This window comes from Aequorivita flava (assembly GCF_038742595.1).
Classification (GTDB): Bacteria; Bacteroidota; Bacteroidia; order Flavobacteriales; family Flavobacteriaceae; genus Aequorivita; species Aequorivita marisscotiae.
Map to the genome: position 1 here is coordinate 30,573 of NZ_JBANCF010000004.1, position 12,916 is coordinate 43,488.

The 12,916-nt window shown below is 36.7% G+C and carries 11 protein-coding genes; 8 read left to right on the forward strand and 3 right to left on the reverse strand.

What is annotated here, in order from left to right; all coding sequences use genetic code 11:
• Window positions 1–149: 149 nt before the first annotated feature.
• Genes msrB (VZD24_RS07055) through VZD24_RS07065 form a run of 3 tightly spaced genes read right to left on the reverse strand, consistent with a single transcriptional unit; the run spans window position 150 to window position 1,570 of the window.
• Window positions 150–554 carry a peptide-methionine (R)-S-oxide reductase MsrB gene (msrB, locus tag VZD24_RS07055; protein ID WP_342686344.1) on the reverse strand — a complete coding sequence of 135 codons (405 nt, stop codon included), beginning with the start codon at window positions 552–554 and terminating at the stop codon, window positions 150–152.
• Window positions 538–1,035, reverse strand: coding sequence for a peptide-methionine (R)-S-oxide reductase MsrB (msrB, locus tag VZD24_RS07060; RefSeq protein WP_279448050.1), 498 nt, complete (start codon window positions 1,033–1,035; stop codon window positions 538–540). Before msrB (VZD24_RS07060) ends, msrB (VZD24_RS07055) begins: the two co-directional genes overlap by 17 nt.
• Window position 1,036: 1 nt before the next feature.
• Window positions 1,037–1,570 (reverse strand): collagen-like protein, encoded by a 534-nt coding sequence (locus tag VZD24_RS07065; protein ID WP_342686345.1) that lies wholly within the window; start codon window positions 1,568–1,570, stop codon window positions 1,037–1,039.
• Window positions 1,571–1,786: 216 nt separating this feature from the next.
• Between VZD24_RS07065 and VZD24_RS07070 the strand changes: the two genes are divergently transcribed.
• The 8 genes from VZD24_RS07070 to VZD24_RS07105 all read left to right on the forward strand — a co-directional run bounded on the left by VZD24_RS07070 (window position 1,787) and on the right by VZD24_RS07105 (window position 12,875).
• Window positions 1,787–2,605 carry a M48 family metallopeptidase gene (locus VZD24_RS07070; RefSeq protein WP_279448048.1) on the forward strand — a complete coding sequence of 273 codons (819 nt, stop codon included), beginning with the start codon at window positions 1,787–1,789 and terminating at the stop codon, window positions 2,603–2,605.
• A 95-nt stretch (window positions 2,606–2,700) separates the two neighbouring features.
• A complete protein-coding gene (locus VZD24_RS07075) occupies window positions 2,701–4,020 on the forward strand; it encodes an MFS transporter (protein ID WP_342686346.1) in 1,320 nt (439 codons plus the stop codon).
• 135 nt (window positions 4,021–4,155) lie between these two features.
• Window positions 4,156–5,553 (forward strand): DUF6252 domain-containing protein, encoded by a 1,398-nt coding sequence (locus VZD24_RS07080; protein ID WP_342686347.1) that lies wholly within the window; start codon window positions 4,156–4,158, stop codon window positions 5,551–5,553.
• 311 nt (window positions 5,554–5,864) lie between these two features.
• Window positions 5,865–8,315, forward strand: a complete 2,451-nt coding sequence (gene lon, locus VZD24_RS07085; RefSeq protein ID WP_342686348.1) for an endopeptidase La — start codon at window positions 5,865–5,867, stop codon at window positions 8,313–8,315.
• A 219-nt stretch (window positions 8,316–8,534) separates the two neighbouring features.
• Window positions 8,535–9,554: a type IX secretion system protein PorQ gene (porQ, locus tag VZD24_RS07090; protein ID WP_279448044.1), complete on the forward strand. Its 1,020-nt coding sequence runs from the start codon at window positions 8,535–8,537 to the stop codon at window positions 9,552–9,554.
• The gene (cmk, locus tag VZD24_RS07095) at window positions 9,554–10,249 is read left to right on the forward strand and encodes a (d)CMP kinase (RefSeq protein ID WP_342686349.1); all 696 of its coding nucleotides are present in this window, start codon (window positions 9,554–9,556) and stop codon (window positions 10,247–10,249) included. Before porQ ends, cmk begins: the two co-directional genes overlap by 1 nt.
• An 80-nt stretch (window positions 10,250–10,329) precedes the next feature.
• Window positions 10,330–10,770, forward strand: coding sequence for a large-conductance mechanosensitive channel protein MscL (gene mscL / locus VZD24_RS07100; protein ID WP_279448042.1), 441 nt, complete (start codon window positions 10,330–10,332; stop codon window positions 10,768–10,770).
• A gap of 47 nt (window positions 10,771–10,817) precedes the next feature.
• A complete protein-coding gene (locus VZD24_RS07105) occupies window positions 10,818–12,875 on the forward strand; it encodes a response regulator (RefSeq protein ID WP_342686350.1) in 2,058 nt (685 codons plus the stop codon).
• Window positions 12,876–12,916 lie beyond the last annotated feature (41 nt).

The window sequence follows — 12,916 nt, forward strand, 5'->3', positions numbered from 1 at the left end:
CGAATACTAAAGGAAAAAACTCAAATAACAAATCCCAAATAACAAATAAACCCCAAAAAATAGATTTTTTAAAAATGAAAAGACCAAATTTCGAAGAAGTAGTCCTTCAAAATTTGATCTTTATCATTAATTTATTTTAAGGCTGCGCTTTATTGTTTTTGAAAATTTAATGAAAGTGAATTTACGCAATATCGCTGGCCAGTTGTAGTAGGGCCGTCATTAAAAATATGACCCAAATGACTACCGCAATTGGAGCAAAGTATTTCTGTACGAATCATGCCGTGGGTAGTATCTTTCACGTATTCTACGGCGCCTTCAATAGAATCGTCAAACGAGGGCCAGCCGCAATTGCTTTCAAACTTATTGTTGCTTTCAAACAAAGGTGTGTGGCAAGCCCCGCAAACGTATGTACCTTTCTCGAAGGTAAGATTGTATTCGCCGGTTCTGGGGAACTCAGTTCCTTTTTCACGCAAAATATGATAGCGTTTTTCGCCCAATTCTTCGCGCCATTCGGCTTCAGATTTTGTAATGGGATATTTATTTGGTTTTTCCATTGTCGGGAATAAATTTAAGTGCAACACCGTTTACACAATGACGCTTTCCTGTAGTTTCTTTAGGACCGTCGTTAAAAACATGGCCTAAGTGTCCGCCACATTTGGCGCAATGTTCTTCTGTGCGCGTATAACCAAGTTTATTGTCTGTTGAAAACGCTACATTGCCGTCAATTTCTCTATCAAAGCTAGGCCATCCGGTGCCACTATCAAACTTGTGTTCACTTTTAAAAACTGGGTTTCCACAACCTGCACATACGTAGGTTCCTTCTTTGTGATTGTTGTTTAAAGGACTAGAAAATGCAGGTTCCGTACCTTCGTGCCGCAATACCTGATAGGCTTCTGACGAAAGTTGAGCTTTCCATTCGGCATCGGTTTTAAGAACTGGATATTGTTGTTGTACAGCTTTAATACCTTTTTGTGCAGGTGAATTACAGCTAAAAAACAATGCACTTACTATAATTAATGCGCTAAATATCTTCATATTATTTTTCTATCTTTTCAATTAGATTATCATTTGTTCGCATTACCTCCAAAACGTCTTCCATAGAAGGGTTGGTCTTGGCAAATTCAGCAGGAACTACTGCGATTCTGAATATTTGATTTGTATCGTGAATGGGATCTATATTTGTTAAATCGAAATTTCCTTCAATGGTAAATTGAACATCTACGAAAGTGTTATTGAAATTGTATTGAAAAAAATCGCCAGTACCGTCATTGTAAAAAATATTTTGCGGCAATTGCGTCCAGATATCTGCCGTTTCGCCGTTGCCAATATCGTCTTGACCTTCATAACGGTAAGCCAAAACTACATCGCTTTCATAAACGGTAAATGGATAACCGTAAAATGAAGAAAATAAAGTGTTGTTGGCTGCATCGTACTGATAGCTATTTACATTAACTTCAAAAACTTGGGCATAAACCAAACCGCCATCTTGTCCGGGAGGCCCTGGGTCGCCTTCACAAGAAGTAAATATTACGGTTGATGCAAGGGCTAAAAAAAGGAGTATATTTTTCATATATATAGGTATTTTTAAGATTACGGTTTAATTAATTCAAAAGTCGTTCCAACTTTTAAATACATGTAAATTTAAAGGGTGGGTTTGCATTTCAGTATTAAAGAAACATTAAATTTAGTATCTCTGGTATAATAATTGAAAAATAAATTTTAGAATAATTTTGGGAGAATACAATTTTTATATCTCTAATTTTAACTTTCAAACGAAACCATCATTATGAAATTTAAAAAATCTATTGCAATATTAATTATAGGAATGGTTGTGGTTGCGTGTAGCACCAATCCATTTACGGGAAAACAGACTTTGGCTTTGGTGCCAAATTCGCAAATTCTTCCTATGGCTTTTCAACAATACAATGAATTTTTATCTGAGCACAAGGTTGTTAATAATACCTCTGATGCCAAAATGGTAAAAAGTGTTGGCCAAAGAATAGCCACGGCGGCAGAACGCTATTTAAATGCTAACGGATATGCAGGATATCTTAAAGATTATCGATGGGAATACAATTTGGTACAAAGTCCTGATATAAATGCTTGGTGTATGCCTGGAGGAAAAATAGTGGTATATACAGGTATTTTGCCAATTACAAAAAATGAAGCAGGTTTGGCGGCAGTTATGGGGCACGAGGTAGCCCACGCATTGGCCAATCACGGACAACAACGTATGAGCGCCGCACAATTACAACAATTGGGAGCAGTTGCTGGAAATATTGCTCTAGCGGGAGATGCGGAAAATCAGCAAATTTTTAATACAGCTTACGGTTTGGGCTCAAATTTGGGAGTAATGCTACCATTTAGCAGAAGCCACGAAACGGAAGCAGACCGTATAGGGTTAACACTAATGGCCATTGCAGGCTATGAACCAGCTGTAGCTGCAGAACTTTGGCAACGTATGCAAGCTCAAGAAAGTGGAGCACCACCAGAATTTTTAAGTACTCACCCAGCGAGCAGCACAAGAATCCAGAATATTCAGTCTTGGGTAACCGAAGCAAAGGCGGAAGCTAGAAAATTTGGAGTAACCAATTTTAGACGATAAAATAGCTTACAATTTTTTCGAAATGAAAATTTTTAAAATCCTGCTTTATGCAGGATTTTTTATTAGTTTAGTATCCGAAAAATACAAAACGCACCATGCCCAATCTTGCCAAAGGAAGTAAAAAATTGCTAAATGCTTGGGCTTTTTATGATTGGGCAAATTCAGTTTACAGCCTTGTAATTGCTTCGGCAATATTTCCTATTTTTTATCAAGCACTATTTAAATCGGCTGGTGTTACTACCGTCGTGGTATTTGGCGGTACAATTAGAAGTACTCCACTTATAAGTTACACTACGGCAGCAGCATTCTTGCTTGTTGCATTTATTTCGCCATTACTTTCAGGTATTGCAGATTACGTTGGGAATAAAAAATATTTCATGAAATTTTTCTGCTACTTGGGGGCCATTTCGTGTATGGGTCTTTATTTTTTCAGCATTGAAAATATTCATAGTAGCCTTCTCTTTTATTTCTTCGGTTTAATAGGATTTTGGGGAAGTCTTGTTTTTTACAATTCGTATTTGCCCGATGTGGCTTTTCCCGAACAGCAAGATAGAGTTAGTGCGCGGGGATATTCATTAGGATATATAGGTAGTGTTGTATTGTTGCTTTTTAATTTGGCAATGGTAATGTTTCCAGAATCTTTTGGGTTTGGTCAAGGAGGAGAAGCGGGCGTAAAGGCAATGCGCTGGTCTTTTGTGACCGTCGGAATTTGGTGGATTGTTTTTAGCCAATATTCATTCTATTTTCTTCCGAAAGGAAACAAAAGTGGAAAAAAAGTTAGTACAAAAATATTGTTAAACGGTTTTAGGGAATTAAAAGGTGTTTATAATTCACTTTCAGAAAATATACAATTAAAACGATACTTGGCTGCGTTTTTTGTTTATAGTATGGCGGTACAAACAGTTATGCTCGTAGCTACTTATTTTGGTGAGCAGGAAATTGGATGGGGAAGCGATGACGCTAAATTAATCGGGTTAATTGTTAGCATACTTATAATACAATTGGTAGCTGTGGCAGGAGCTATCATTACATCGCGTTCTTCGGAGAAATTCGGCAATATTCCCGTACTTATAGTAATAAATATTGTTTGGGTGGGTATATGTATTGTTGCATTTTTTATTGAAGCACCCATTCAGTTTTATTTAACTGCCGGAGTAGTTGGATTGGTTATGGGCGGAATTCAATCGCTTTCGCGTTCTACGTATTCAAAATTTTTACCCGATACTAAAGATACTACTTCATATTTCAGCTTTTATGATGTGGCCGAAAAAATAGGCATTGTTATCGGAATGCTTATTTACGGATTTATTGACCAAATAACAGGAAGTATGCGCAATTCAATATTGTTTCTAGTAATCTTTTTTATAACTGGTGTATTTTTATTGCTAAGAGTGCCAAGAAATAGAAAGCATTAAACAATTTTTATTTAAGTTTGCGTTTATTACCTACCCAACTTACTTATATATGAAATGCCCTTTACTAATTAACAACCAAGCGAAGATGAATACTTTGGGCGTTCCATCTTCCACTTTATCAAATATTTTATACAGATGAAAAAAATGTATTTTTTAAAGGGAATGCTTCTGGCATTTCTGGCCTTTCAATTTTATTCCTGTGAAAACGAGCCCCTCACTGGTGAATTTGTTCAAGAAGAACAAAACGAAGCTGAAGAAGGACAATTTATTGCCAAAATTGAAGGTGAAGAATATATTGCGAGCTCGGTTACTGCAACGCTGAATACAGAAAACCAACTAGTTATTACAGGTTCTAAAACAGGGGGAGAAAATATTACCCTAGCCATTGTAGATGCTGCCGTGGGTTCGTTTAATTTAACGTATGGCGGCGCCAATCAAAATTCAGGATCGTATTTTGATGGCTCTATAAACCTTCTTCCGTATATTTCGGCAGAAGCTCTTGGAGGCTATGGTCTAATGAATATTACGGCGCTAGATGTTACCGCGCAAACGGTTACCGGAACTTTTAGCTTCGTGGGAACGCGTGCAAAAGTAGATGGGGACGGAAACCCGATTCTCGATGGCAATGGTGAACCCGTTTTGGAACAGATATCAATCACTGAAGGTGCATTTAACGAAATACCTTACCTGTTAGACGACACTGGAGGCGGGGGCACAGGTGGCGGTGATCCAGATAACGAATTTTTTGCCAAGGTAAACGATATAGATTTTGAAGCGGAAACGCTCACCGTTTCTGAGCCAGTTATTGGCGATGTTCATATGATTAAAATCGAAGCGCAAAGCGCTACGGGTGAATTATTGCGATTAGACATTCCACGCTCCTTAGGAGTGGGTACTTTTAATATGGTAAGTATATCAGACGGTACAGACCTAATTGCGCTTTATAACGATGGAATTGGGGGTGAAAATTTAACTTCGAATCCTGGAACAATTACTATTTCAGAATTTGATCTAGAAGCTGGAGTTTTAAAAGCAACTTTTGCCTTTACCGGCACAGATCCCTTAAACCAAGATCCAGAAGTAGTTGAAGTGACCGAAGGTAATTTTACAGTGTTTTTTGAAGGTGTTCCAGGTGCCAATAATATCTTTAAAGCCAATGTAGATGGCACGGCATTTAATCCAGATGAATTTACTATTACTACCGATGTTTTCAACCAATATCCTACAATTACCTTAACGGCAACTGTAGATGGGCAAAGTATGAAACTTACATTTCCAGCCACTATTACCGAAGGCAGTTTTGAAATGAGTACCGAAGTAATTGAAGGCGATGAAATTGTTGGATATTACACACCAATAGTTGGTACATCAATTACATATGTTTCAAATCCTGGAACTATTAATATTACCAATTACGATATAGACAATGGTATAATTGAAGGAACCTTTAACTTTAGTGCTGTAGATGCTACGGGTCAAGACCCAACGGTATATCAAATTACAGCTGGTGAATTTTTAGCTGTGTTACCATAACCAGAAACTTAATTATTTTAAAAGCCATTTTTAGAAAATCTAGAAATGGCTTTTTATTTTTTATACTTCAAATTAAATCTTACAAATATTCAAAATTTAGCTTCGGTTTAATATTGTTTTCTTACCCCAATTTATCCGTTAATCGCTACTTGTTGCATTGTTAGGTATAACTGGCATAACTCTTGAATTATATTAGAGAAGACACTAGAAACCACTTGAAAGCCAGTGTTTTTTTATTAATAAAAACTTAAAATTTAAAAATCAGTACATTGTGAATACTACATTTGTGACACAATGTCTTAATCATATTTATGGGCAATTCAAAACTTACAACATTAGACAAGTTGTCATTTCAAGATTTAAAAGAAGATGCTGAATTTATTCCGCTTATGTCCGCAGAGGATGAGGACGCGATGAGCAAAGAAGATCTTCCCGAAATTCTACCAATTTTACCCTTACGGAACACTGTATTGTTTCCGGGAGTGGTTATTCCTATTACCGCTGGGCGCGACAAATCTATTAAGTTAATTAATGAAACCAATAAAGGAAATAAAGTTATTGGTGTTGTTTCGCAAAAAGACGAAGATGAGGAAGAACCGGGTATTGGCGATATTAATACCGTTGGCACGGTGGCACAAATTCTTCGTGTACTAAAAATGCCTGACGGCAATACAACCGTAATTATTCAAGGTAAAAAACGTTTTGAGGTTTCGGAGGTAATTACTACCGAACCGTACATGACCGCAACCATTAAAGAAGTTGCAGAGGCACGTCCGGAAAAGGAGAGCGAAGAGTTTTTAGCCATTATTGAATCTATTAAGGAAATGGCGCTTAAAATTATAAAAGAGAGCCCGAATATTCCTTCGGAAGCTGCTTTTGCTATTAAAAATATTGAAAGCTCTAGTTTTCTGATAAATTTTGTTTCTTCAAATTTAAATATTGAAGTAGAACAAAAACAGGCTCTTTTAGAAATAAACAACCTGAAAGATCGCGCGCTGGAAACGCTTCGGTATATGAATATGGAAATTCAGAAATTATCGCTTCGCAATGACATTCAATCTAAGGTACAAAGCGACATTAACCAGCAACAACGTGAGTATTTTCTTCAACAGCAAATGAAAACCATCCAACAAGAATTGGGAGGTTCGTCTATGGAAGAAGAAATAGAAGAAATGCGCGAACGTTCCAAAACTAAAAAGTGGAGCAAGGAAGTTGAAAAGCATTTCCAGAAAGAATTGGCAAAAATGCAACGCATGAATCCGCAGGTTGCCGAATTTAGTATTCAACGGAACTATTTAGATCTTCTTTTAGATCTTCCGTGGAACAAATACAGTAAGGATAAATTTGATTTAAAACGCGCACGAAAAATTTTAGACCGCGACCATTATGGGCTAGACGATGTTAAGCAGCGAATTATTGAATACTTGGCTGTTTTAAAACTTCGGAACGATATGAAATCGCCAATTCTCTGTCTTTACGGACCTCCAGGAGTAGGGAAAACCTCTTTGGGAAAATCTATTGCAGAGGCCTTAGGTAGAAAATACGTTAGAATGAGTTTGGGTGGATTACGTGACGAGGCGGAAATTCGCGGGCACAGAAAAACTTACATTGGCGCAATGCCCGGACGTATTGTACAAAGTATTAAAAAAGCTGAAACCAGTAATCCGGTTTTTGTTTTAGACGAAATAGATAAAATTTCGGTGAGCAATCAGGGCGATCCTTCCTCGGCTATGCTAGAGGTGTTGGATCCGGAGCAAAATCACGCTTTTTACGATAACTTTTTAGAATTGGGTTACGATCTTTCTAAAGTTATGTTTATTGCTACTTCAAACAGTTTAAGTACCATTCAACCCGCTTTGCGCGATAGAATGGAAATTATAAACGTTACCGGTTATACAATTGAAGAAAAGGTAGAAATAGCAAAACGCCATTTGCTCCCTAAACAATTAAAAGAACACGGATTAAATAGCGACTCGTTAAAGATAGCCAAACCACAACTCGAAAAAATCGTGGAAGGTTATACCCGCGAAAGTGGTGTACGTGGTTTGGAAAAACAAATTGCAAAAATGGTTCGCTACGCCGCAATGAAAATTGCGATGGAGGAGGAGTACGAGGTAAAAATATCCAACGATGTAATTGTCGAAGTTCTTGGAGCGCCAAAAATGGAGCGCGATAAATACGAAAACAACGATGTTGCCGGTGTGGTTACCGGTTTGGCCTGGACAAAAGTGGGTGGCGATATACTCTTTATAGAATCTACATTATCTAAGGGAAAAGGCACCTTAAATATGACGGGTAATCTTGGTAAGGTAATGAAGGAATCTGCCACCATTGCTTTAGAATATATTAAATCTAATGCTGAAAAACTTGGGATTAATCCCGATATTTTCGATAAATACAATGTACATATTCACGTGCCGGAAGGAGCAACCCCAAAAGATGGTCCGAGTGCAGGGATTACTATGCTAACTTCGCTAGTGTCGCTTTTCACTCAAAGGAAAGTAAAAAAATCTATCGCAATGACAGGTGAAATAACACTTCGTGGAAAGGTGCTGCCCGTGGGTGGAATAAAAGAAAAAATTCTAGCAGCTAAACGCGCCCGTATCAAAGAAATCTTACTTTGTGAAGACAATAAAAGAGATATTGACGAAATAAAACCAGAGTATTTAAAAGGTTTAACCTTCCATTATGTTAAGGAGATGAGCGATGTAATTAATTTAGCGCTCACAAAAGAAAAGGTTAAAGACGCGAAAGAACTTTAGATATATTATATAAAATTAAGGGTTGAGGTATAGTTGCGCTGCAACTACGCCACGGCCCTTAATCATTTTAGTAGAATATAGGCTGTTTCTTTAGTTTTCATATTAAAAATCGTTGTGATTTCCTTTTAATTTTAAAGATTATTCACGGATGTTTCTTTCCTTTGTGAAAATAAATTATACTTACATTCGTTTAGCTTTTAGTTACGTCAACACGCGTTTATGTCCCAAAGGATTTTCTTAATTTTTTCGCTCATTACCTCTCAGCTATTAATGGCACAGGTAGGAGGCAGGGCAACGTACCAATTTTTAAACTTGGTTAATAGCCCTCGAATGGCCGCCTTGGGAGGAAAAGTGGTAACAAACTACGATTATGACCCCACTCAAGCCTTGTTTAATCCGGCTAGTATTAATTGGGCGATGGATAATCAACTATCATTAAACTACACAAATTATATAGGCGACGTAAACTACGGCACCGCGGCCTATGCCTATTTGTGGGACAGAAGAACCCAGGTTTTACACGCTGGAGTAACGTATGTTAATTATGGTAAATTTGATGGTTATGACGAAACAGGAAACCCCACGAGCAGCTTTAGTGGAGGTGAAGTAGCACTTTCCATGGGGCACGCCAGAAATATTGCGTTTACCAACTTTCACATCGGGGTAAACCTAAAACTTATTTCTTCAACTTTAGAAAATTACTCTTCCCTTGGAGGCGCCTTAGATATAGGGATTATGTACGTTTATGAAGATTGGGATTTACACATAACAGGGGTTGCAAGAAATTTGGGAACCCAGTTTACTCCGTATCACGAAACATATGAACCCTTGCCGTTTGAACTTATTTTCGGAATTTCGCAGACGTTGCAAAACGTTCCAATTCGGTGGCATTTTACAATGGAAAATATGCAAATTTGGAATGTTGCTTTTTCCAATCCCTCAAGAGAAGAAACCGATTTGGAGGGCAACGTAAAAAAGGAAAATATTAATTTTATAGACAATACCTTTAGGCACGCCATTGTGGGCATTGAACTTTTTCCCGAAAGCGGGTTTAATATAAGGTTAGGTTATAATTTTAGAAGGGGAGAAGAACTCCGTATTGCAGAAAAACGTGCATTTGCCGGTCTTAGTGCCGGTTTTGCCATTAAGCTCAATAAAATGAGATTGAGCTATTCCTATTCAAAATATAGCACGGCGGCAACCTCCAGTTTTTTTGGATTAAATATCGATTTTCAATAATGAAAAAAATTACCATTGCAATTGACGGTTATTCTTCCACAGGAAAAAGTACGGTGGCTAAACAACTGGCCGATTATTTGGGATATGTATATGTAGATAGCGGAGCCATGTACCGTGCGGTAACGTTGTATGCCATGCAAGAAGGTATAATTTCAAAAGATAATTTTAATGTTGAAAAACTTAAAGAATCCCTCAATTCAATCGACTTAAAATTTGAAAAAGACGCAAGTTGGGCCAAAGCTCATATTTTTTTAAATGGAAAGGATGTTGAAGAACTAATCCGTAATTTGGAAGTTTCGGCGTTCGTAAGTCCAATTGCAACAGTACACGAAGTACGGGCTAAATTAGTTGCTCAGCAACAAAAAATGGGCTTGGATAAAGGTGTAGTAATGGACGGACGAGATATTGGTACAGTTGTTTTTCCAAAAGCTGAACTTAAAATATTTATGAATGCCTCGGCCAATGAACGTGCACAACGCAGGTATAAGGAACTTGTGGCTCGTGGTGATAATATTGACTTTCAGGCGGTTTTAAGCAATATTCAGGAACGCGACCATATAGATACTACCCGTACCGATTCCCCCCTTCGAAAAGCCGCAGACGCCATAGAAATTGATAATTCTGAAATGAATCTAAAAGATCAATTTCATACGGTTCTTCAATTGGCGAAAGATCGTATTGCAGGCCGTATCTAAGCTACTGCATATTATTTTTACTTTTCTAATTATATAATGTTTGCTAAACTTGTATATTCATAAAAACCCGAATTAATACGATGGCTACTTTTTTTCAAGAATTTAAAAACTTTGCCATTAAAGGCAATATGATAGATATGGCGGTGGGTATCGTAATCGGTACGGCCTTCAATAATGTTATTAGCACTATTGTAAAAAAGGTGGTCATGCCTCCGCTTTCTATGCTTACAGATGGAGTAAATCTTTCCAATAAAAAGTATATACTTCGCAAAGCAACAGACACCGCCGAGGAGGTGGCGGTGGGATATGGCGAATTGCTGGAAGTATTAATCGACTTTTTTATTATAGCATTTACCATTTTTATGGTTATAAAATTCATTAACCGTTTCAAGAAAAAATCTGAAGATCCTCATAATAAAACCGTCGAAACGCCTAAGAATATTCAGCTTTTAGCCAATATTGAAAAACTTATGGAAGAGCAAAATACGTTGCTAAAAGATAAAAGTCCAGCTAAAAAATAGAACTCAGAAAGTTATTATATAAAAATATTTTTTTAGTAACTTTAAAAATGCTGACAACCAAACCTTTTTCATTCATTCGGAATTACAAAATTGTCACATATTCACTGCTCATCTTTTTATTTTTTACCACTATAAGTTTAATTGGTTATTATACGATAATTAATGAACAGAGAGACTTCAAACTGAAACAATTAGACATTGTAGGTAGTTTAACTTATCAAGATTTTCGAAAAATAATTTATCACAATATTCACTCTTTGGAAGGTTTAAGAGACCGGATCGTGGAGAGTGATGGCAGGTTTCAAGATTATATTAAATCTGATTCGGAACGTATTATTAAACAAAATCAGTCTATTAAATTTGTATTTTTCGTTGATAGTACGGGTATAATAAATTTTGTAACCCCTCTTGAGGCTAACAGAAAAGCACTCAATCTAGATATCTCTAAGTTAATTTATCGCTACCCGGGATGGTTGGCAAATTCTAAAGATACTTTAACAAATATAACACCGTGGCTAGATCTTACCCAAAGCGGAAAAGCTTTTTTGGTTGATGTTCCTGTGTATTACAACAATACTTTTCAGGGAACTGTTTCAGCAGGAATGGATTTTAAAAGTCAATTTGACAATATCAGCTCCAAACAAAACATTTTTAGTGTTTTGATTAAAGACGAAACAGGCAAGACATTTTATAGTTATAATACACCTAATAGAGCGGACTTTAACGAAAAACAGATATTCGAAAGAAAATTAAAGCCCTTTGCAGACAGAGTGAATGGCGCCTGGAAGTTTGAATTTATGTATAATTCTAAAAGTGAATTATATGCTACACCGCTACAAAATATTATTCTTGCACTGAGTATTTTTGGCTCTTTATTAATAGGGTTGTTGGGGTATTTCTTTTTATTGGGCAAAAGTCAGATTAAAAAGGATAAACTCATAAACCATAAACTTAATGCACTCAACGAGGAGCTCAAATTAGAAAGACAGCGAGCAGAAGATGCATCCATGGCCAAAACACAGTTTCTTTCGCATATGAGCCATGAAATTAGAACTCCGTTAAGTGCTATTTTAAGTATTTCAGAAATTTTAGAAGGCAAAAAGCTGTTGGCGAGCGAAAAGGAATTTTTAAAATTAATGCAAAATTCCTCTCGAACCTTGTTAAACTTGGTAAATAATATTCTTCATATAGATAAAATTGAATCGGGAAAAATGGAACTTTCCGAAGAAGTTTTTAACCCGTTTATTACCCTAAAGCAAATTTTAGAAATATACTCTCAAGCTGCTAAAATGAAGGGGCTCGAAGTGCATTCAAATTTTAATGAAATCAAAAAATCAAAAGTGGTTACTGGCGATGTTTCGCGAACGGAGCAAATTTTTACAAACCTTATAAGCAATGCCGTGAAATTTACAAACGCAGGGTTTATTAAAGTTTTTTATGAAGAAAAAGAAGTAGCTGGCCAACTATATATTAATTTTGACGTGACCGATACGGGCATCGGAATTGATCCTTCACAAAAAGAAGCCATTTTTGAAAGATTCAAACAGTTAGATTTTGGAATCACTAAAAAACACCAAGGAAGTGGTTTAGGGCTTGCAATAACCAAAATGCTCATAGATTTTATGCAGGGGAATATTAAGGTAGAAAGTAAATTGGGTAAAGGAACAACCTTTAAGGTTTCTCTGCAATTTCCCATAGTTGCGAAAGAAGATAGAATTGAAAATAACAGAAAATATCGAAGTCTGAGTCACTTAAACGTTTTAATCGTAGATGACAATATGTTGAATTGTAGGATTTTAGAAAAAATTCTATCTAAAAAGAATATAAAGCCAGATATTGCAAAGGATGGCGACGCAGCATTGCTTGAATGTCTTTCACGGCAATACGATCTTATCTTTATGGATGTTCATATGCCGGGGCGCGATGGCTTTGAAATTGTTCAGTACTTAAGAAAAATAGGTAATAAGGCTATTATTTTAGGATTTTCTGCAGATGCCACCAGAGAGGCGGTAGAACGCGGCATTAAATCGGGTATGAACGATTACCTTACCAAACCTATTGAGCAGGAAACGCTATTTACAATTTTGGGTAGATATTTCTTATAATCGGCGTCTTGTAAATTGCGAAGATTTATAAGCGCACAGTA